The 20905-nt window shown below is 59.7% G+C and carries 15 protein-coding genes and 1 pseudogene; 11 read left to right on the forward strand and 5 right to left on the reverse strand.

Annotated features, from left to right (window positions below; genetic code table 11):
* Positions 1-70: 70 nt before the first annotated feature.
* From P353_RS15915 to P353_RS15925, 3 genes are read right to left on the reverse strand one after another with little or no spacing between them, the layout of a single operon-like run.
* The gene (locus tag P353_RS15915; protein WP_080750570.1) at positions 71-1093 is read right to left on the reverse strand and encodes a 2Fe-2S iron-sulfur cluster-binding protein; all 1023 of its coding nucleotides are present in this window, start codon (positions 1091-1093) and stop codon (positions 71-73) included.
* On the reverse strand, positions 1090-1569 hold the full coding sequence (locus P353_RS15920) for an aromatic-ring-hydroxylating dioxygenase subunit beta (protein ID WP_034371387.1): 480 nt from the start codon (positions 1567-1569) through the stop codon (positions 1090-1092). The genes P353_RS15915 and P353_RS15920 overlap by 4 nt, the downstream gene beginning before the upstream one ends.
* Before the next feature lie 5 nt (positions 1570-1574).
* Positions 1575-2837, reverse strand: a complete 1263-nt coding sequence (locus P353_RS15925; RefSeq protein WP_034371390.1) for an aromatic ring-hydroxylating dioxygenase subunit alpha — start codon at positions 2835-2837, stop codon at positions 1575-1577.
* A gap of 184 nt (positions 2838-3021) precedes the next feature.
* Here P353_RS15925 and P353_RS15930 point away from each other — a divergent pair, with 184 nt between their 5' ends.
* Positions 3022-3780 carry an IclR family transcriptional regulator domain-containing protein gene (locus tag P353_RS15930; RefSeq protein ID WP_034371393.1) on the forward strand — a complete coding sequence of 253 codons (759 nt, stop codon included), beginning with the start codon at positions 3022-3024 and terminating at the stop codon, positions 3778-3780.
* Positions 3781-3871: 91 nt separating this feature from the next.
* Positions 3872-4485, forward strand: a pseudogene (locus P353_RS28235) (integrase core domain-containing protein); the annotation flags it as partial.
* A 396-nt stretch (positions 4486-4881) separates the two neighbouring features.
* On the opposite strand, the gene P353_RS15940 reads toward P353_RS28235, so the two are convergent.
* Together P353_RS15940 and P353_RS15945 are read right to left on the reverse strand one after the other, a co-directional pair.
* Positions 4882-6183 carry a Zn-dependent hydrolase gene (locus P353_RS15940; protein ID WP_034371396.1) on the reverse strand — a complete coding sequence of 434 codons (1302 nt, stop codon included), beginning with the start codon at positions 6181-6183 and terminating at the stop codon, positions 4882-4884.
* Positions 6184-6199: 16 nt separating this feature from the next.
* Complete coding sequence (locus tag P353_RS15945; protein WP_034371399.1) at positions 6200-7582, reverse strand: dihydroorotase; 1383 nt, start codon at positions 7580-7582, stop codon at positions 6200-6202.
* A gap of 104 nt (positions 7583-7686) precedes the next feature.
* Here P353_RS15945 and P353_RS15950 point away from each other — a divergent pair, with 104 nt between their 5' ends.
* The 9 genes from P353_RS15950 (at position 7687) to P353_RS27565 (ending at position 20347) form a co-directional block, all read left to right on the forward strand.
* Positions 7687-8580, forward strand: coding sequence for a LysR substrate-binding domain-containing protein (locus P353_RS15950; protein WP_034371402.1), 894 nt, complete (start codon positions 7687-7689; stop codon positions 8578-8580).
* Between the two features lie 387 nt (positions 8581-8967).
* Positions 8968-10062 (forward strand): DUF917 domain-containing protein, encoded by a 1095-nt coding sequence (locus P353_RS15955; protein ID WP_034371405.1) that lies wholly within the window; start codon positions 8968-8970, stop codon positions 10060-10062.
* Positions 10063-10064: 2 nt separating this feature from the next.
* Positions 10065-11720 (forward strand): urocanate hydratase, encoded by a 1656-nt coding sequence (locus tag P353_RS15960; RefSeq protein WP_034371408.1) that lies wholly within the window; start codon positions 10065-10067, stop codon positions 11718-11720.
* Between the two features lie 129 nt (positions 11721-11849).
* Positions 11850-13199 (forward strand): MFS transporter, encoded by a 1350-nt coding sequence (locus P353_RS15965; protein WP_080750571.1) that lies wholly within the window; start codon positions 11850-11852, stop codon positions 13197-13199.
* A 72-nt stretch (positions 13200-13271) separates the two neighbouring features.
* Complete coding sequence (locus tag P353_RS15970; protein ID WP_232776568.1) at positions 13272-15038, forward strand: HAL/PAL/TAL family ammonia-lyase; 1767 nt, start codon at positions 13272-13274, stop codon at positions 15036-15038.
* A gap of 112 nt (positions 15039-15150) precedes the next feature.
* On the forward strand, positions 15151-16290 hold the full coding sequence (locus P353_RS15975) for an MBL fold metallo-hydrolase (RefSeq protein WP_232776569.1): 1140 nt from the start codon (positions 15151-15153) through the stop codon (positions 16288-16290).
* Between the two features lie 223 nt (positions 16291-16513).
* Entirely contained in the window at positions 16514-17632 is a 1119-nt protein-coding gene (locus tag P353_RS15980; protein ID WP_034371414.1) for a porin, read from the forward strand.
* 51 nt (positions 17633-17683) lie between these two features.
* Positions 17684-19333: an HAL/PAL/TAL family ammonia-lyase gene (locus P353_RS15985; RefSeq protein WP_034371417.1), complete on the forward strand. Its 1650-nt coding sequence runs from the start codon at positions 17684-17686 to the stop codon at positions 19331-19333.
* A 42-nt stretch (positions 19334-19375) separates the two neighbouring features.
* Positions 19376-20347: a porin gene (locus P353_RS27565; RefSeq protein ID WP_052084885.1), complete on the forward strand. Its 972-nt coding sequence runs from the start codon at positions 19376-19378 to the stop codon at positions 20345-20347.
* The last annotated feature ends 558 nt before the right edge of the window (positions 20348-20905 follow it).

Here is a 20905-nt window from a genome sequence, read left to right on the forward strand (position 1 = left end):
GGTGCGTATCGTGGGCAGGGAGCGGGTGCCCGGCAGGCGCTGCGGCCTGCCGGGCAAGGGAGGTCGTGGGCTAGGTGGACACCTCCTGGGATGGCGCGAAGGCGTCGCAGAAGAAGTGCGCTGGAGACAGGCCGTGTTGTTCGAAGGTCGCGCGCGCCGCCGCCACCATGCCCGGGGATCCGCAGGCATAGACCTCGTGGCCACTCAAGTCCGGCATGTCTTCGAGCACGGCCTCGTGCACGCGGCCGCTGCGCCCGATCCAGCCGCAGCCGGCGCCGGCCGAGGAGACCACGGGCACGTATCTCAGCCGGCCGGCATCCGCCCAGCGCTGGGCTAGCGTGTGGCGGTACAGCAGCTCGGGAGTGCGCGCGCCCACATAGAGGTGCAGCGGGCGCTGCGTTCCCTTTTTCAGCAGTTCCTCGAGAATGGACTGCACGGGAGCAAAGCCCGTTCCTGCGGCGATGAAAATAGCCGGCGCTTCGCTCTCGCGCAGATAGAAGTCCCCCAGCGGCAAGCGCAGCCGAACGCTGTCGCCAGGCTGCAGTTGGTGAAACAGCTGTTCGGCAAAGCGGCCGCCTTCCAGGTAGCGCACATGCAACTCGACACCATCGCTTTGCTGCGGTGGATTGGCCATGGAAAAACTGCGTTCTTCGCCATCGTCGAGCAATACGCGCAGGTACTGGCCGGCGCGAAACTTCGCACGCACGCCGGCGGGAAAGCGCAGCTTGAGCACTGCCACTTCGGGGGCGGGGCGCTCGATGCGCAGGACCTTTGCGATGATCACTTTCTGGCTGGACATGTCGCGCCGGCGGATTTCTCGTGGTGCGATGCGAAGGTCGGAACAGGGCCGTACGCGGCACAGCTTGACCTGACTGAGCGGACCCTGCCGCTCCGGGCCGAGGTCCTGGCGCGAGGGCGTCACGAAGCGGCCGCTGAGCACATCGCCCTCGCAGCTGCCACAGACACCGGCGCGGCAAGAGGCCGGCAATTCCCAGCCAGCGCGCTCGGCCGCCGCGATGATGGACTCGTGCGGTCCGCATTCGAAGGCTAGGCCATCGTCGACGGTGACGATGTGGTGAACGGTGCCACTCATAGCGGAATGGCCAGAAGAATGTCAAAGACCGAGCTGTCGCAGACCACCACGCGACGCGCGATCTTCAGCTCTCCGTCGTCCTGCACGCGCAGTTCGTCCTGGTAGCAGCCGGTCACGAAGACCTCGCTGCTGCCGTTGCGCATGACGCGGTAGACCGCGAAGGGGGTGCGGGCGCGCACCGTGTCTTCGCCGTCGGCATCGATGGCCGCCGGCATGGATACGATGTGGCGGTAGTTGTGGCGCTCATAGATGTTGGCTTCGCGCAGGCCTGAGACGCGGTCCTTGAGCATGCCCTGTGAGTCTGCAAAGATCAGGCCGGCTTCCCAGCCGCGCGCGAGGTTTTCCTGCGTGGTGATGCTGTAGAAGCAGTCGCTCGTGAAAAAGTCGGGCCAGGCTTCCAGCCGGTCGCTGTCGATGCAGTCCGCGTAGGCGGCGTTGAGCAGGCTCACGGCCATGTGGAGTTCAAAGCGGTTCATGTGTCTCAGAGTCCCATGTGGTTGCGGTAGGCTTTCCAGAAGCCGCGCACCGAAGCCTCGGTGGCACGCGTGTCCTGTGTTTCGGTGCTTGTGCCACCCATTTGCACGATGGCCGTGTCGTCCTGCGCAGATACCGTGCCGCGCTGCACGAAGCCGCCGACACAGCCGTCCTCCATCGAGACCAAACCCGCCGGGCCGATCAGGTTGCATTGCTTGAGGCGCGCGTAGCGCATCTCGGGCGTGTCGTCGGCGAAGCCGATGTAAGTCCAGTTCAGCGCGGTTTCCTCGATGCCTCGCGGCAGCACCTGGCGCACCACGATGCTGTTCCAGATCTGGCCCAGCACGAAGCCTGGGAACACCGAGAGAATCTGCAGAGTGATTCCGTCGCCGACCTCGTCGGTGCCGGTCAGGAAGCTCGGGTCGTTGAGGCGGTATTGCTCGTTATCGGAGCGTAGGCCCTGGTCGCGGTACTCGGAGCCGGCTTCCGCCTCCTGGTCGATGATGGAGTAGCTTACGTGGCTGCCACCGTCCTCCGACACGATCAGGCCGCCGCGCTGTGTCAATCGGTTCACCTCGAACGTGGTCAGAAACAGGTGTAGCAGGCTGGCGTGGTAGCTGTCCTTGACATTCTCGAAGTACAGCTTCCAGTTGTTGGGCAGGGCCTGCGTGAAGCGGCCCAGGATTTGCAGCGGCTTGTCGCGCAGCACGCGCTGTATGCGGCCGAGCACCGCTTCGCCGATGTAGTCCTCGATCGTCGGCACATCGTCGCTGAAGCTGCCGAACACCAGGCCGCAGACGGTAGATACTCGCAGCTTGCGCGGCGAGTGCGCTTCTTTGCAGAAGCCATCGGGCATGCCGCCCTTGCCGCCGACGCCATTTTCGAAGGCCACGCCCGTGAGGTTTCCCTGCAAATCGTAGGACCAGGCGTGGTAGACGCAGGCAAAGCTTTCCGCGTGTCCCGCGTTCTCCAGGCAGATCAGCGCGCCGCGGTGCGAGCAACGGTTCTCGAAGGCATAGAGCTCGCCATCGTGGTCTCTTGCGACCACCACCGGTGTTTCGCCGGCAAAGGTGCTGACGTAGTCGCCGGCCTTTTGCAGCTCGGCCTCCAGGCAGAGATAGTTCCAGGTCGCGCCCCGGTAGATGTTTTCCTCCTCGCGGCGGCGTATCGACTCGTCGGTGTAGATCCAGTACGGAATGCGGGTCAGCCCGCCTTCGGGCCAGGTGCGCGGGCTCTTGAGGCCGCTGGTGTCGATGATGGCTTCTTGCATGGGGTCCAGAAGTTTGTTCGTGATGCGACTCTGTCGCGGGGGACATTTCCTGTTTTCAAAAAAGTGCGCATTGCGAACTTGAATGATTTCGGTGAATGCTTGGAAAAATTATCAGTACATGTTTGATCATGCGCAATGCAGAATCTAGTAAAGTCCGCAATGCGCACTTTTATGGGGAGCTGGTATGAAGCTGGAGAGACGTGACTTCGTAGCCTCGCTAGAAAGCGGCTTGGCCGTGATCGAGGCTTTCGACGCGCAGCACCCTCGTCTCACGCTGACCGAGGTGGCGCAGCGGACCTCGCTCACGCGGGCGGCGGCGCGGCGCTACCTGCTGACGCTGGCCAAGCTTGGCTATGCCGACTACGACGGCAAGTACTTCTCGCTAGACCTGCGAGTGCTGCGGCTCGGATATGGCCTGCTGTCTGGGGCGCCGCTGCCGCGCAAGGCGCAGCCGGTGCTCGATACCGTGGGCTGGCAGACCGACGAGGTGACCTCGGTCGCGGTGCTGGATGAGACCGCGGTCGTGTTTGTTGCGCGCTCGCAGAGCCGGCGAGTGTTTTCGCCTACCGTCGGCGTGGGCACGAGGTTGCCAGCCTACTGTTCGTCGGCGGGCCGCGCGCTGCTGGCTTTTCGTAGCGACGCGGAGGTTCTGCTCTTGCTCGGACATAGCCCGCTCACGCAGTTCACGCCGAATACCCGGGCCACGCCGCGCGCCGTGCTGGACGCCGTGCACGAAGCGCGGGCCCAGGGTTATGCGATCAGCGACGAGGAGTACGAGGTCGGTCTGCGCTCGATCGCCGTGCCTGTGCCCAATTCCCATGGCCGTGTTGATGTGGCGATGACGGCCAGCGTGCAGTCGGGCCGTATGACACGCGAGCAGATGGTGGAACGGCTGCTGCCCCACCTACTGGAAGGCGCAAAGTCGCTCTCGGCTTTGCTGTAGGTCTTAATCCAGTCGCTGCGATAAAGCATCGTGTAAATGTGTTCTCTCAAAAATCTGCATGTTCAGCCATTTGATGCACACGAACTTGTGTGCTGGCCTGTCTCGCCTCAGTGACCTGCAGCTTGCTGAGCCGGTGATTCTCTACGAGCACGAGGCTCCGGGTGACATGCTGTAAGAAGCTCGGGCGCATCGTCAGACCCAGCCATCGAGTGACTGGCAGCCGGCGTGACTCGGTCGAGGGGGCAGGCTGGGAAACATTGTTTGTGGCTATGGACGACCTCGGGCGCATCGCCTTCACCGCCATGCGTCGCGACGAGAAGAAGCAGTCGCGTTTGTGCACAACGCGGGGCTGGGTGTGTGCATCAACCGCCTGCGGACTGACAACGGGGCAGCCTTCCGTTCCAAGGAATTTGCTGCTGCCTGTAAAGTCTTGGGCGTGCAGCACAAGTTCACCAGACCGTACCGGCCGCAGACCAACGGCAAGGGCTGAGCGGTTCATCCAGTCAGCGCTACGAGAGTGGGCCCATGGCTGGAGGTACCAGAAGTTGGCTAAGCGCACCCATGCCCGAGTTGGCAGCACTACTACTCCTGGCACAGGCTGCACAGCGGCATTGATCACATCGCTCCGATGTCCATGCAAATAACCTCTTGACGGTTCACAACTCGTCAGAACCATTTTGGATGTTAAAAAAAGCGCTTCGTTGAAGCGCTTTTTATTTAGGTATCTGGAAAGGCAACTCCGTGCCTGTCTGAGGCCAAAGTAGTGTTCGCAAGCTGTGCGTATTGCTGCTGCTCGTAGCCGTATCGCGACCGGTTGAATCCGTCCTCCATAGCGGTCATACGAGCAAGGTCACGATGAGGATCCTTACGTTGGCGCACGTTGTGCTTATGGTGGAGGCTGTCCGCTTGCCGGTAGCGATTCAATGACTCGTCTGTTGAGCACTCACCATCTGACGCCTAGCCTCCTAGATATCTCTAGTACGTTTGAAGCTCTGAGTTTCTGTAAAGACGTAACAGCGATCTAGTTCCATTCGGATTCCTGGGGAGGGCTATTGCGATGGTAGTGCTGCAAACACCCTCTCATCAAGTAGCCGATGAAACCTAGCAGTCTTGCATCTCGTTTAAATGACTCTTTGCAAGAGACCTGTCAAGAATATGCACTGTTTCGTACAGAATTCGTGTGCCATCGAGCAATTGACCAGGATTAATCCACTCCTCTGGAGCATGACTGCGGCCATTGAGGCAAGGGATGAAGATCATGCCTATAGGACCGGTTGGCGCCATGTAGACAGCATCGTGGCCCGCGCCACTGGGCATGCGCATGCTGGCGTAGGCGAGGTTATAGCAAGCCTGTTCGATACCCTTCATCACCAGTTCCTGGCAATCCGTGGGCAGGGAGCGACTTACATCGTTCATTTCGGCGCGCACGCGCAATTCGGCAAGGCCTGCCTGAACTTCTGCAAACAGTTCGTCGGGAAAGGTGTCGAGAACGCCTTGCGCATCGCTGCGCACTTCCATCATCATCTCCACCATGCCGGGCACGGCGTTTGAGGCGTTGGGCGTGAGCGAAAGGCGCCCCACCGTGGCTACCACGTAATGGGGCTTTCCCGCGAGTGCAGAGGCTTTGCGATTGGCTGCATCGATGATGCGTGATGCGCCCACGAGCGCATCGTGGCGGATGTCCATGGGCGTGGTTCCTGCATGATCTGCCTGGCCATGCACGATGAAGGAAACGCGGCGAATGCCTACGATATTGGTGACCACACCAATCGGCAATTTCTTCTGCTCTAGCACGGGGCCCTGTTCAATGTGTAGTTCAACGAAGGCTGCCGTACTGTCCTTGTTACGCAGTGGCTGGTTCAGTGCATCCGGATTGGCACCGATGCGGCGCATGCCCTCCGCCAGTGTTTCACCCTGAGGATCCTTCGCGGCCAACATGCCTGCATCAAGCTTGCCAGAGATGGCACGGCTTCCGATACAGGAGATGCCGTAGTCACTGGGCTCCTCGGAGAGGAAATCGATCACTTCAAATGGGTGCTGTAGGGCGATGCCGTTTTCGTGGAGCGCGTGAGCCACTTCAATGCCTGCAAGCACTCCGATGATGCCGTCGAAGCGGCCACCCATCATTACCGTGTCGCAATGCGATCCAGTCACGATGGGGGATCGTTCTGGAGCACCTGCAGCCGCAGGCAGGCGGCCCACAAGGTTGCCGCCTGCGTCGAGGTGCACCTGCATGCCCGCTGCCTTGAACTCGCTAGCGAGCCACTCACGAGCCTTTTCAAACTCGGGTGAAAAGGCTCGGCGTGTCCAGGGAACTTCGGGTAGCGTGAACGTGGATAGGGTCTCAATGCGGCGCCATAGACGCTCGGCATTCAGCGGTGGGAGAAGAGGCTGGGAAGTCATGCTGTGGGTAGTCGGGTCAGTCATCGTATGAAGGGGCTACGCCGGTTGCTGCATGTGGACGCAGGAAGCGGCCGTCGCCTGGCTGGTTCAATACCCTGGCACCGTCGTACACATGCTGACCGCGGCACCAAGTGCTTGCCACGCGCACGGTGAATTCCATGCCTTCGAACGAACTCCACTGTACGGCGGAAAGGCTGGAGGATGGGTCGAACGCATGGCGTTCGGGCTTCAGAATGACGATGTCCGCATCCATGCCCACATCCAACGTTCCTTTGCGGTCATCCAGAAGGAAGTGGCGCGCTGGGTTGCGCGATAGCTGGCGTACTACCATTGATGGCTCTATGCCGTGCTGCTCGCAGCCAGTCCAGAATGCGGGCAGCAGGGTTTCCAAGCCTGGTCCGCCAGAAGAGTTCTTGAAGACATCGGGATTGCCCTTGCGCTCCAGGCCCCAACTCACATGGTCGGAGGAGACGAAAGTGCAGGCATCGCGTGCGATATGCGTCCACAGCAGATCGACTTCCGCCTTGGGGCGGATGGGGGGATAGTGCTTGGTCTTGGCACCAAAGCGACGGGTGTGTTCCTCATGGTTGAGCATGAGGTACTGGATGCATGTCTCGATAGTGGATGCATTGCCGCTGCGACGGTACATGTCGCACAGCTCGAAACCTCGCGAAGTGGATACATGCACGGCATGCGCTCGGGCGCCGGTTTCAGCACCCAGTTCGTAGATGATGCCGGTCGCTAAGTTCTCGATCAATGGTGTATGGGCACGCATGAAGGCATCCCAGCCGGTGTCGCCGGCTTCCTGCAGGCGGCGAATGTTCTTGCGGGTGAGCTCCTGCATCTGGTTGTGCACGCCGCACACCAGGCCCGAAGGAGCGATGAGCTTGAAGGCTTCGAACAGATCGTCTTCATCCACGCGCGGGAAACGGCCCGGCGTGGCTTCGAAGGTGGAGAACTTGAAGGCGCACACGCCGCCGTCGATGAGGCCAGCGGCAGCCTGTAGGCCGTGCTGCGCATTGAGCGTGCCGAACAGGGCCACGTCCACATGGCAGTTGCGCTCGACTTCGGCGATCTTGGCGTCCAGCTGCGGGCGCGAAGCGACGGGCTCCGGATCGTCATAGGGCATGTCCACCATCACGGTCACGCCGCCTGCGGCGGCGGCGCGGGATGCCCAGCCCAGTCCTTCTTGGCCGGCCTGGCTGCCCGAGTGCACCTGGCCATCGACCACACCCGGCACGATCCACTGACCGCGTGCGTCCACCTTGTCACGGGCTGCCGGGGCTGTGCCCTGGCCGCGGGCCGCGACCTTGCCGTCGCGCACGCCCAGCCAGCCGTCCTGCACAACGCCACGTGCGTCAACGATATTGCCTTGAACGACAAGGTCAAAGTCACTCATCTTGAGTCTCCTAATCACTGCAAATGAGAAAAGTGTAGGAGTGCACATAAAGAAATGTCATATGCTTTTATATTCATTGAAATTAACATTAGGTTATTGGTGATATGAAGCTGAATCTTCGCCAGATAGAGGTATTTCGAGCCATGATGCTCAGCGGATCCATTAGTGGGGCAGCCAAGTTGCTCTATGTCTCTCAGCCTGCAGTGAGTCGCCTCATTGGTTACACGGAACAACGACTTGGGTTCAAGCTGTTCGAGCGCATCAAGGGTCGCCTTCATCCAACACCAGAGGCGCACCGGCTTTTCGAGGAAGTGACGGCTCTGTACCAAAACGTGCAGAGAGTGAATGAAGTAGCGGATAACCTATCGCTTAACAGGGAGGGGCATATCCGTATCGCATGCAGCCCTAATATTGGGCAGTCCCTCATGCCTCGAGCGGTGGCTCGGTTTACTCAGCTCTTCCCAGAGGTGAGAGTGGTACTGCACACCCACATACCGCATGTCATGCTGCAAGCGCTGCTTACACAGCAAGTCGAGCTTGGCGTTACCTATATGCCAATTCCACACCCAAGCTTGGCTATGCAACCGCTATACGAAAACCGCATCGTTGCTGTACTGCCGCAAGACCACCCGCTTGCTGGGCGTGATCAGATATCTAGCCGTGACTTGCATGGAGAGCGCTTCATTGGCTACGGGAGCGATATCCCTTTCAGTCAATTGGTGCATCGGATATTTGGCAGCGAGGAGAACCAGCCATCTGCACGCGTGGAGGTTCAGCAGGCTCACGTGGCATGTGCCATGGTGCAAGCAGGGGTGGGGGTTGCATTGGTCGACGAGCTCACCATTCGAGGTCCTTCCTGGTCCAACATCGTGGCCATTCCAGTGGCGCCGATGGTTCATGCCCCTATCCATGCCTTCAATCTAGCCTTGCAACCTATGTCGCGTTTGGCTCAGGAGTTTGTTGGAGTACTGAAATCCTTGGATGAGGCCAAGCGCTGAACTGCGCTTAAAACTGCTTGCATCGATTTGATTGAGCACTCAAACAGACTCTCGAGCCTGCTCTGAGCGAGCTAGGTCCCGTTGGTGCCCCTGGGACTTTCCCTAGACGGGGTGGGGCGCAGCTGATCCAAGTTGGTGCATGAGGGCACTCTGACGGAACGAATTTCAGGCGATTTTTCCTTTGTTTCAAAGGCTTTGGCTAAAAAACGATGTGAAGCACCAAATTTACTCATTAACATGATGTTAAGTTGTCGCAATAAAAAGTAATGCGACATTGTTGATTGTCGTCTCTAGCATCCGTTGCATTCAATAGCTCTTTGACGTGACCTCCGGCAGTTTCTGTAGGCGTCACGGACAAAGTCCTCGAATGATCAATCAGGAGTAGCAATGGGACGTATCTTGACTCTCAAAGACGTGGAATCTGCAGTGCGCGGCGGTTCCGTTTTCGCATGCGGTGGTGGTGGCTGGGCCGAGCATGGTCGCGAACTAGGCACGATGGCGGTGACCATAGGCCGTCCGGAACTGGTGGATATGTCCGAAGTGGCGGATGACGCTTGGATCGCCACAGCGGCTGCCATTGGGGCGCCGGGTGGATTGACCGACTGGGAAATGCTGGGCATGGACTACGTCAAGGCCGCCCGACTGGTGCAGGAAGAGTTGGGCGCGCCACTGCACGGCCTAATCATTGGCCAGAACGGTATGTCCAGCACGCTCAACGCCTGGCTACCATCCGCCGTGCTAGGCACCAAGGTGATCGATGCTGTTGGGGATCTGCGTGCACACCCCACCGGTGACATGGGCTCGCTCGGCTTGGCCAGCAGCCCGGAGCCAATGATCCAGGCAGCCGTGGGCGGTAAGCGCGCCAACAACTCGTACATCGAGTTGGTGGTACGCGGCGCCACTGCCAAGGTCTCGCCGATTCTGCGCAAGGCCTCCGACATGTCCGGCGGCTTCATCGCCAGCTGCCGCAACCCGATCAGGGCTTCCTACGTGCGCCAGCATGCAGCGTTGGGTGGCATCAGCCGTGCACTGGCATTGGGCGAGGCCATCATCGCCGCGCAAGGCAAGGGCGGCTCGGCCATCGTGGACGCCATCTGCAAGCAGACCGGCGGCAGCATCATCGGCAGCGGCAAGGTCACGGCCAACACGCTGCGCTACACGGATGAGGCGTTCGACGTGGGCGTGATCGAGATCGGCGAAGGCGCACACAAGCGCCGCATCCATGTGATGAACGAGCACATGGCCGTGGAAGACGCCGATGGTCAGCGCATCGCCACCTATCCGGACGTGATCACCACGCTGGATACCGACGGCAACCCGGTGAGTGCCGGCAAGGTGCGCGAAGGCATGGAGATCCTGATCTTCCACGTGGGCAAGAGCCTGATTCCGCTGTCTTCCAGCATCAGCGATCCGGCCGTGTATCCGCCCGTAGAGAAGGCCCTGGGCATCAACATCAGCAACTACGCACTGGGCAGGGAATAACGATGAGCCGCGAAGATTTCAAGGTACACGGCGGCAACGAGCTGCGTTGCAAGGGCTGGCGCCAGGAAGCGCTCCTGCGCCTGATGGAGAACGTGCTGGCCGTGGGCGAAGACCCCGACAACCTCATCGTGTATGCGGCCCTCGGCCGCGCCGCGCGCGACTGGCCTTCGCACAACGCTATCGTGCACGCGCTGCGAAACCTGGAAGAAGACCAGACGCTGCTGGTGCAGTCGGGCAAGCCCATCGGTGTGCTGCGCACGCACGCGGCCGCGCCGCTGGTCATCATGGCGAACTGCAACATGGTGGGCCAGTGGGCCAAGGCCGAGAATTTCTACCAGTGGGAGAAGGACAACCTGATCTGCTGGGGCGGCCTCACCGCCGGTGACTGGCAATACATCGGTTCGCAGGGCGTGATCCAGGGCACGTACGAGATCTTCTCGCGCATTGCCGAGCGTCACTTCAACAACGATCTGCGTGGCCGCTTCATTCTGACGGCTGGCCTGGGCGGCATGGGTGGTGCACAACCGCTCGCCGGCGCCATGGCGGGCGCGGCGATCCTGACGGTGGAAATCAACCCCGAGCGCATCGAAAAGCGCATGCAGATCGGCTTCCTGCAAAAACGTGCCGACACGCTGGACGAAGCGCTCGCCATGATCCGCGAAGCGCAGGACAGGCGTGAGCCCATCTCCGTGGGCCTGCTGGGCAACGCCTCCGAGATCTTCCCCGAGATCCTGGCTCGTGGCATCACGCCCGATATCGTGACCGATCAGACCTCGGCCCACGATCTGGTGTACGGCTATATTCCCGCAGGCTACACGCTCGACGAAGTGGCGGCGCTGCGCAAGACCGATATCACGAAGTTGATGGACGCCAGCCGCGCATCCATCGTGAACCATGTGACGGCCATGGTGGGCTTCCAGGACAAGGGCTCTGTGGTGTTCGACAACGGCAACCTCATTCGTACGCATGCGAAGCAGGGTGGCGTGGAGCGCGCCTTCGAGATCCCGGTCTTCACCGAAGCCTTCCTGCGCCCGCTGTTCGCACGCGCCATCGGCCCGTTCCGCTGGATTGCCCTTTCCAACGATCCGGACGACATCCGCAAGATCGACGACTTCCTGCTGCGCCGCTTTGCGGACAATCGTATCGTCGCCAACTGGGTGCGCCTGGCGCGCGAGAACGTGCCCTTCGAAGGCCTGCCGGCGCGCATCGCGTGGCTGGGCCACGGCGAGCGTACGGAGCTGGCGCTTGAGGTCAACCGTATGGTGCGCGACGGCGAGCTGAGTGGCCCCATCGCCTTTACGCGTGATCACCTCGATGCGGGAGCTATGGCGCACCCGAACATCATGACGGAGAACATGCGTGATGGCTCCGACGCAATTGCCGACTGGCCGCTGCTCAATGCCATGCTGACTTGCTCTTCCTCCGCCGACCTGGTGGCCATCCACTCCGGTGGTGGCGGCTACAGCGGCTACATGACCAGCGCCGGCGTCACCGTGGTGGCCGACGGAACCGCACAGGCGGATGAGCGACTGAATCTCTCGCTCACCAACGACACGGCCAGCGGGGTGCTGCGCTACGCCGACGCGGGCTACGAAGAGGCGCTGGACGAAGTGCAGAAGAAGGGCATCGCCCGCATCGACACCTCCGCCCACGCCTGACGCTCCAGGCCAGCCCGGGAGCGGCCTGACAGCACCCATGCCAACGCATGCATTCCGATGCCGTGCGGAGGCTGGGTGGCTGGCTGACTCTGGCCTATCCACTCTTCAATCTAACCTCAACCCACCACCATGACCCACCCTACTGCCTCCGCTCAAGTAGGAGCCATAAAGGCTTCGGTCGGCACCACTCAGCACGCAGCCCATGATGAGCGCTCCAGCAAGCGCGCCGTGATTGCTGCCTCCACCGGCAATGCACTGGAATGGTATGACTTCACGGTCTACGCGCTGTTCGCCGTCTACATCGGCCAGAACTTCTTCCAGAACGAGAACCCCACGGTACAGCTCTTGGCATCGTTCATCGCGTTCGGCATCGGCTATATCGCTCGTCCGTTGGGAGCGCTCATCCTCGGCTCCTATGGCGACCGCAAGGGCCGCAAGGCGGCGCTCACCCTGACCATCATGCTGATGGCCGTAGGCACACTGCTCATTGCCATCGCTCCTCCGTATACGGCCATCGGCATCGGCGCGCCGCTGTTGATCGTGGCGGGTCGCGTGCTGCAGGGCTTCTCCGCCGGCGGCGAAGTGGGCGGCGCCACCGCGTTTCTCGTCGAGCACGCCCCACCGGCCAAGCGTGGTCTCTATGCTTCGTGGCTGCAGGCCAGCATGGGCATCAGCAATATGATGGCCGCGCTGGTGGCCACCGCTGTCACCATGCTCTTCACCACGCAGCAGGTGCATGACTGGGCCTGGCGCATTCCGTTCATCATCGGCCTGGCCATTGCCCCCGTTGGCCTGTGGATGCGCCGCGCGCTGGATGAAACTCCGCATTTCAAGGAGCAGGCAGAACGCGCCGCAGCGTCTGGTGAAGCCGAGAAGAAAACTCCCATGCTGCAGGTGCTGCGTGAATGCCCACGCCAGCTGCTGACGGGCCTGGGCCTCTCCGTGCTGTGGGCGGCCGCACCTTACGCGCTCATCATCTACCTGCCCATCTATGTGCAGAAGAATATGGGCTTCGAGAGTTCGCAGGCATTTACCGCTGCGTTCATTGGCAATATTTTTCTGGTGGCCGGTTGCCTTATCTCCGGCACGCTGTCCGATCGCTTCGGCCGCCGCAACATGCTGCGCTTTGGTGCCATCCTGCTGCTGGTCGGTGCCTACCCGCTGATGGCCTGGCTGCATGGCAATCACACCACGATGGCGCTGATCGTCGTGCAGTCTGCCATGTGCTCCATGGTAGCTCTGTTCGTGGGAGCTGCACCTGCCGCTTTGTCCGAGATCTTCCCAACCGCAGTGCGCTCCTCGGGCATGTCCCTGTCGTACAACGCGGCGGTGACGGTGATCGGTGGTTTTGCGCCAGCCCTGCTCACGTGGATCACCTACAAAACCGGCGTGGCCTATGCACCGGCGCTGTATGTGATGGCCGCTGCCGTGGTCGCGTTGATTGCGATCAGCTTTCTGCCTAAGCGTGCTGCGGACTGAAGTATCTGCTAACCGGGAGTGACCTGTAACGGTATTGACAGATTGCGAAGGTCTTGGAGACAGGAGCCAAAGATGAAATACACCATGAGACTTAGTCCTTCTGCAAGCAAGCTCAAGGAGCTGGCTGTTACTGCGATGTTGTTGCTGGCGGGGGCATTAGCAGCGCCCTCCAAGGCACATGCCCATGAGGTGGTACCCAACGTAGGTACAGATCAGGCAGCCCGCGCGTGTTCGCCAGTTAAGTTGGATGGCAGAACACTCTCCTTGGCTCAAGTAGAGGCTGTGGCACGTCATGGATGCGCTGTGCAGATCGACGGCGAGGGGCTCCGCCGAGCCAAACGGTCATTTGAACTCCTATTGGCCTATGCGAAGACAGATAAACCAGTCTATGGCTTGAACCGAGGTGTGGGGCTGAATAAGGATCAAGCCATTTTTCAAGGTGGGGATATCTCGTCTGAGGTGCGTGCATTGTCAGAGCAATTCAACCTCAATCTGTTGCGCTCGCACAGTGCAGCTTACGGTGACGAAGCCCCCTTGGATGTGGTGCGCGCTGCGATGCTCATTCGTCTGAATACCGCGCTATTTGGTGGCACAGGTATGCAGACTGAGGTGCTGCGGCAGTATGAGGCATTTCTGAATAAGGGGATCACTCCGGTTCTATTTGGGGAGGGGTCGGTGGGCGAAGCAGACATTACCATCCTGCCGCAGATTGGACTCGCGATGATGGGCGAGGGCGAAGTCTATTTCTCCGGGCGGCGTATGCTCGCAGCGGAGGCGCTCAATGCGGCAGGTCTGGACTCTGTTCGTCCGTTTGGTAAGGATGCCTTATCTCTGGTTAGCTCAAACGCATACGGGGCGGCCCTGGCTGTGCTGGCGGTGCAAGACATCCGAGCGTTACTCGATCAAGCCGACTCCGTGGCAGCGCTGTCGCTGGAGGGGCTGAATGGTAACTTGGCCCCCTTACTGGCAGTCACCCAGTCTCAGCGGCCGTTTGATGGGCAGCGCGTTTCGGCAGGTCATATCGCAGAGCTCCTGCGAGGCAGTTCATTGTGGGAGCCCGATCCGCAACGTGCACTTCAAGACCCGTTAAGCTTTCGCACGACTGCACAGGTTCACGGCGCAGCGCGCGATATGCTGAAACTACTGCAGCGTCAACTCACGTTGCAACTTAACAGCTCGGACGACAATCCCACTGTTGCCCTGGATGTCAGACCACTTGAGGGCACTCAGGCCTACGAGTTGCAGTACTACGTTACTGAAGGACCTGTGCGAGGTGCTGTATTACCTAGTGCAGGCTTCGATCCCAGCGCCTGGGCGCTCCCGTTGCAGGGTATGTCGGTTGCGCTGTCGCAAATTGCGCAATCGTCGGCGCAGCGCACGCTGCGCTTGACAGATCCAGGTTTCACAAAGCTGCCGCGCTTTCTCAGCCCCGGCGGAGGGGCGATTGGTTACGGACCGATCCAGAAGACAGTATCTTCGCTCGCCGCGGATGTTCGGGCGCTGTCACAGCCGGTGATCACCGATGTTCAGCCGCAGACGGGCAACATCGAGGACGTCGGTACCAATGCTCCTTTTATTGGTCGTCGAGTTTCCAATCAGATCAACAAGCTCACTACGTTGTTGGCGGTGGAGTTGATGCACGCCGCACAGGCAGTTGATCTGCGCCAAGCACAGCAGCCTGCACAAGTATTGGGCAACGGTACAAAGGCGTTCTGGCGAAAATTCCGCCAGTCCGTCCCATATCTCGAGCGAGACCGCCGTAACGATCTAGATATCGTCCAGGCAACGACATTCCTGGCCAATGAGCGTGATTCGTCACTCTCATCTGTGACCCCATAAGCGGAGCGCTTCAGCAAAGCCACTTTGGATTGTTCAGACTCATTTCCCGTTGTATGTCCTGCGAACAACCACGTGCCCATATCAATCTGGCAATCATGGAAAACACGTCATTATGAACACTACATCATCTTTGATCTTAATGCGTCTGCACAAGCATTGGAACGCTGCCGCGGTGGCATTGACGCTGATAGCCGGCTGCGTTTCCGGGCAAGCGCAAGCTGCTGACAAATTGCCTGTGTCATCCACACAGTCATCAGCAAGTTTGGTGCTACTTGGTGTGGCCGGTGGGCCGACTTGGTACGGCAAAGAATCGCCTCATGGCATTTCTTCCGCATTGATGGTTGATGGCAAGGCATACATTGTCGACTTGGGGTCTGGTGCTTATCGCCAGATGCGTCGTGCGGGCATCAAGCCTGGCGATGAGGCGGCTGTGTTTTTCACCCATCTGCACACCGACCATGTGATCGACCTAGCCAGCGTTCTCATGTATGACCCAAGTGCACGCCGCCGTGCCAAAGCACAGTTGGAGATCTTCGGACCTGGTCGTCGTGGCGTGCTACCGCCGCTGGCAGATGGCATGAGTGGTGATGTAGTTGTGCACCCCGAGAACCCGAACGCTGGAACGGTCGACCTGGTCGATGCCATGCTCGCCGGCATGGCGTCGGATCTGAACATCAGGGTGCGCAGCGAGGGCGTACCGGATGTGCGTCAGTTCTTTCGTGTACACGACATTGTCTTGCCTGCTGGACTGGAGGTAGACCCGAACACCAATTCGGCACCGGCCATGGAGCCATTCAAGGTATGGGAAGACGCACGCGTTAAGGTTAGCGCCATTCTGGTTCCACATGGCCTGGTATTTCCCAACTTCGCCTACCGTTTCGATACTGCACACGGATCGGTTGTGTTCTCCGGCGATACAGCGGCCAGCGATAACCTAGTGAAGCTGGCACGTGGTGCCGATGTGCTTGTGCACGAAGCCATCGACCCAGCTTGGGTGAGCCACATCGTCGGCCCCAAGCCATGGGATGCTCGTCAGCAGGCGCTCGCCAAGCAACTGTTGGAAGCGCACGCCACACCACGTGAAGTGGGCGAAATCGCCACGCGTGCTGGCGTACATAGCCTAGTGCTGTCGCACCTAGTGCCGGGTGATGCACCACGTGACCATTGGGAACAGGCACGTGAAACCTTTAAGGGGCAGGTTGTCGTGGGCGAAGACCTGATGCGTCTGCCACTTATCCAGTCGCGTCGTTGACGACTCCATGAAAGGAGCTGCACATGGGCAGCCCTTTCACTTGCTGGCCTGCATGTGGAATGGTGCAAGGCCATAGCGCACAGCCTCCACACCGCATATCTCTTTGTCCAAACCGCACGTATCGAGCGGCAGGGGAAGCCGTGCGCCTTATTTCGTGCTCCTGTGGAGGAAGCACAAGGGGGCATGGGCCGGATTTGACCAAAGCAGCACAACAAAGGGCAATATGAAAATCACAAACCAATTTGTAGTTGCCTTGTTACTGGCCGCCACAGGTGGCGCGGTGCTAGCGCAATCTCACGTTACCTTGTATGGGCTAGTCGACGCCAGCGTTGGTAGTTTCAAGGGGAATGCCACAGGTGTGGGCGCGCTGGATCGCCGAATCACCAAGGCGGACAGTGGCGGTATGTCAACCAGCCATTTCGGCCTGCGTGGCCGAGAAGACCTGGGGGGGGGCGTCGGCGTCGCCTTCGAGCTCTCTGCCTTTTTTCGAAACGACACTGGTTCTGCCGGTCGTAGTGACGCCATCGGTCCGCCGGTGAACGTGCAGACTGATCCGTTCTGGGCGCGCGCGAGCTGGGTAGGCATTTCTAGTCAGGATTGGGGTCAACTGCGGTTGGGCAACGCCGCAACGCAGCTGTTTGTGAACTCCATCACCAGCAATGCCTTTGGCGATTCCACAGTGTTTTCACCGTTGAATTTGGTGACGCACATCGGTGCGCAGCAGGCTGGTGGCACCAGTTGGGCCAACCAACTGATCTACGACAGCCCCAATTTCTCAGGTGTGAGATTTTCGGTCGCGCATAGCTTCTCCGAAGGGCGAGGAGCCAATTCGAGCGCACGCGTGCTGTACGAGCCAGGGCCCTGGACTGCTTCGCTGGTGTGGCAGGCCGCCAAGAAAGATCCGCTCACCTTCGCTGACGGCACAACCAACAACGACATGAAAACGATCATGTTGGGCGGCTCCTATGACTTTGGCGCGGCCAAAGTGTTTGCGCATGTGGGTCGTATCCAGAACGATGGTACCTCGGCCGTACCTCAGGATGTTGCCTACCGTGTGGCGGAAGTCAGCGTGGCCGTGCCTGTGGGCTCAGGCCGCATCCTCGCTGGGTATGCGCTGCGCAAGACCAGCGATATGCCTGTTCCCGTGCCCTCTACAGCTGCCGGGGGCAATATCCGCCGGGCCGTGCTGACAGTGGCCTATGACCACCAGATGTCCAAGCGCACAGATGTTTACGCCCTAGTTATGAGCGACAGAACCAAGACATTGGCATTGCCTGTGCCTCTCTCCACGGTGGGAGCCAGTGGGGTCAGCGCGGTCGTCGGCATCCGTCATCGCTTTTAAGAATTGAACATGAATACCAACCAACCCACTAACCAACCAACCTCTGCTTCTATGTCACATAGCACCTTCTTCCGTATGCCACTGCGCACACTGACCCTGGCCGTCCTGGCCAGTCTAAGCGTTCATGCCTATGCCACCGCTGAGCTCGATGGCCGCAACGCCACGCCAGATGTCATCACCAGCATCGCACAGGGCGAGCCCGTGCAGGTGCCGTTCGTTGCCATGGAGCGTGTGAAGAAGGCTCATGAAGTACTGATGGCCGCCGCCGCCGCTGGCCAGAAGATCTATGGCCTGACCGTAGGTGTGGGCCAGAACAAGGACCGCAACATGGTCGATGCCCACGGTAAGCTCAGCCCCGAGGTGATCAAGGCATCACAGGCGTTCAACGTGGCCCTACTGCGTGCACATGCCGGTGGAGTGGGGCCCGATGCACCTATGCAGGATGTGCGTGCGGCCATGGCTGCACGTCTCAATGCGCTGCTTAATGGAGGCGCAGGTGTGCAGGCTTCCATTGTCGAGGCTTACGTGCAGTTCCTGAATCATGGCATCACGCCTGCCATGCCCGCACTGGGCTCTATTGGTGAGGCTGACATCACGCTGCTGAGCCATGTAGGGACGGCCATGATGGGCGAGGGCGATGTGTATTTCCAGGGCCGTAAGCAGCCTGCGGCAGAGGTGCTCAGGAAGTTGAACATTCGTCCGATTGAGCCTGTCGGCAAAGATGCGCTATCAATTCTCAGTTCCAACGCCTATGCAAGCGGTATGGCGGCACTGGCTCTGCGGGACATGGCGCACTTTAACCAAGTGTCGCAGTTGGTGTTTGCGCTTAGCCTGCAAGCGCTCAATGGCAATGTGTCGCCGTTCCTGAAGGATTCGCTGGCGCTGCGCCCTTTCCCGCAGACACAGAAGGCGGGTGAGGACCTGCGCCACCTGCTCGATGGATCTAGCCTCTGGAATGCTGATGACAAGCGTGCGCTGCAGGATCCGCTGAGCTTCCGCACCGCCGTTTATCTGCTAGGTGAGCAGGCATTGGCGCTGGAGCAGGCGAATGCACAACTCAACGTGCAACTGAATTCGTCCGACGATAACCCAGGCGTGGCCGTTGGGGCGAAGCCCGCATCAGACCGCGCACAGGAAAAGCGCGCCTATGTGGAAGGACTAGGGGCGGTGCTGCCGGATGCCAATTTCGAGCCACTGCCGTGGGTGCTGGCTATGGAGAAATCGGGGCTGTCGCTGGCGCACAGTGCGCTTGCTTCTGCGCAGCGCGTGGTCAAGCTCAATGATCCAGCCTTCACGGGCCTCAGCCGTTTCCTCGGTACGGAGAAGAGTATGCATGCCTTTGGTGCAATGGAGAAGCCAGCCATGGCCCTGGCCATGCAAAGTCTGCGCCTGGCCCAGCCAGCATCAATGAACTACTTGCCCGCGGCCGGAAATATTGAGGACGTGGCCACTAATGCGCCCATCGTGGCCCAGAACCTGCGTCAGCAGATCCAGACGGGCTATCAATTGCTGGGTGTGGAGTTGGTGCACGCCGCACAGGCTATTGACCTGCGCCGTGTCAGAGATCCGAACTTCCGTCTCTCGCCTGCGACCGCAGCACTCTTTGACGCGTTGCGTAAGCAGGTGGCATTGCTCGAAAAGGACCGCTCGCTGACACCGGATTTCCGCGCTGCCGCTGAACTGCTGCGCACCTACCGCTGATCGCTCGGCGACAACACAGAGACAGAAAGAGGGGCACCCACAATGAAACACACCATTCACCCACTCACCATCTGTACGGTCATAGCCGTGGGTTCCATGCACGCCGGTATAGCACAGGCGCAGAACTCGGTCACACTCTATGGCCTGATCGATGCCAGCGTACGCTACGAACACACCAACAAGGATAACGTCACTTCCGTGGTCGATGGAGCGGATGCAGGTTGGGGCGGGAGCCGCTGGGGCTTTCTGGGTTCGGAAGACCTTGGCGGTGGCCTCAAGGCCATCATGAACCTGGAGGGCGGTTTTAACATCGACACCGGCATGCTGCGCGGCGGAAAAGCCTTTGGCCGTACTGCAATGATAGGGCTAGCCGGTCAATACGGAGAGATTACGTTGGGCCGCCAGTACAACGCACTGTACTACACCGGTGCATGGCACAGCGATCCCACCTATGTTTCCAGCTGGTCGCCCTCCGTGGTTCATCAGCTTGACTTCGCTTGGGACAACGCCATCGCCTACACGGGCCGCTTTGGGAACTACATCGCTCGCGCCACGTTCGCTCCGGGTGAACAGAACGGCTCTAGCGGGAACAGGCAAGCTGCCAGTCTTCTGTACAACGGTCACCCCTTTGGCTTGGCCGTCGGGTATGGCAGCAGCAAGAACAATAACTGGTCTACGGCTAATATTGGTGCCTATTACGAGATCGGCAAGCTCACTGTGCAGGCCACCTACTACCGCACGAGGAATGACCCGTACAGTGGCGCTCACCAAATCACCACTCAGGGCCTGGGCGGTTTCTATCAACTCACGCCGGAGATTGAGTTGACGGCAGGTTTCTGGCACACAAAAAATGACCTCAATTCTGGAGCACAGCACGTACGTAAAGGACTAATAGCAGCGCGTTATAGTCTCTCCAAGCGCACGCGCCTATATGCAGAGGCAGATCATTCTCGCAGCGACGGTGAAATCCGCCGTAAGACAGGTGTGCAAATGGGCATTCGACACTCGTTTTGACTCCTCCAGTCTTGTGCTTTGAATGCTTACTCTATAAGCCAAAATGCTTCACATCGGTAAGGCTCCGCCGCCTCGCGTATCAAGGAGTCGAAGGAGGAACTTGGCGGGCAGCTCTTCATCTGTGTTTAGCACAGTAACATGTTGAGCTACGCTGGCAAGGCGTTCATGGCGGGTCGCTCCTGTGGGCGACCTATCTGTTGTGCCGGAATTGGAGCACTCTCCCACCCTAGACGAATTTGTATCCTTCGACACTAGCGGTGAAGAGCTGGACGAACGGTGTACCGGTCGTAATCCACAGCTATCTCGGCCGCCTCTTTCCTGAGGGAAGAAACCACGTCAAGCACTTGGTACGCCTGCTTCACACAAGCTTTCACATTAGAAAGAAAGCGGCTAGTGAATGCTATATCTGAGATTCAAATGGTTTCGCATCTCTACTCCTGATATACCAGCGCCAGCCACTTCTAATTTAGGAATTGGGGCCATACGTCGTCAGCCCCGGAGCACCCCCAGCACCTCATCGAGCATTTTCTTGGCATCGCCGAACAGCATGCGGTTGTT

The sequence above is a fragment of the Comamonas testosteroni genome (genome assembly GCF_000761245.1).
Classification (GTDB): Bacteria; Pseudomonadota; Gammaproteobacteria; order Burkholderiales; family Burkholderiaceae_C; genus Comamonas; species Comamonas testosteroni_C.

What these genes read in the sequence shown, in the direction of transcription:
- P353_RS15955 (WP_034371405.1), top strand. Translation starts at nt 8,968, where the DNA reads ATGGGACGTATCTTGACTCTCAAAGACGTGGAATCTGCAGTGCGCGGC.
- P353_RS15915 (WP_080750570.1), bottom strand. Translation starts at nt 1,093, where the DNA reads ATGAGTGGCACCGTTCACCACATCGTCACCGTCGACGATGGCCTAGCC.
- P353_RS15965 (WP_080750571.1), top strand. Translation starts at nt 11,850, where the DNA reads ATGACCCACCCTACTGCCTCCGCTCAAGTAGGAGCCATAAAGGCTTCG.
- P353_RS15975 (WP_232776569.1), top strand. Translation starts at nt 15,151, where the DNA reads ATGAACACTACATCATCTTTGATCTTAATGCGTCTGCACAAGCATTGG.
- P353_RS15945 (WP_034371399.1), bottom strand. Translation starts at nt 7,582, where the DNA reads ATGAGTGACTTTGACCTTGTCGTTCAAGGCAATATCGTTGACGCACGT.
- P353_RS15920 (WP_034371387.1), bottom strand. Translation starts at nt 1,569, where the DNA reads ATGAACCGCTTTGAACTCCACATGGCCGTGAGCCTGCTCAACGCCGCC.
- P353_RS15940 (WP_034371396.1), bottom strand. Translation starts at nt 6,183, where the DNA reads ATGACTTCCCAGCCTCTTCTCCCACCGCTGAATGCCGAGCGTCTATGG.
- P353_RS15930 (WP_034371393.1), top strand. Translation starts at nt 3,022, where the DNA reads ATGAAGCTGGAGAGACGTGACTTCGTAGCCTCGCTAGAAAGCGGCTTG.
- P353_RS15980 (WP_034371414.1), top strand. Translation starts at nt 16,514, where the DNA reads ATGAAAATCACAAACCAATTTGTAGTTGCCTTGTTACTGGCCGCCACA.
- P353_RS15925 (WP_034371390.1), bottom strand. Translation starts at nt 2,837, where the DNA reads ATGCAAGAAGCCATCATCGACACCAGCGGCCTCAAGAGCCCGCGCACC.
- P353_RS27565 (WP_052084885.1), top strand. Translation starts at nt 19,376, where the DNA reads ATGAAACACACCATTCACCCACTCACCATCTGTACGGTCATAGCCGTG.
- P353_RS15950 (WP_034371402.1), top strand. Translation starts at nt 7,687, where the DNA reads ATGAAGCTGAATCTTCGCCAGATAGAGGTATTTCGAGCCATGATGCTC.
- P353_RS15970 (WP_232776568.1), top strand. Translation starts at nt 13,272, where the DNA reads ATGAAATACACCATGAGACTTAGTCCTTCTGCAAGCAAGCTCAAGGAG.
- P353_RS15985 (WP_034371417.1), top strand. Translation starts at nt 17,684, where the DNA reads ATGTCACATAGCACCTTCTTCCGTATGCCACTGCGCACACTGACCCTG.
- P353_RS15960 (WP_034371408.1), top strand. Translation starts at nt 10,065, where the DNA reads ATGAGCCGCGAAGATTTCAAGGTACACGGCGGCAACGAGCTGCGTTGC.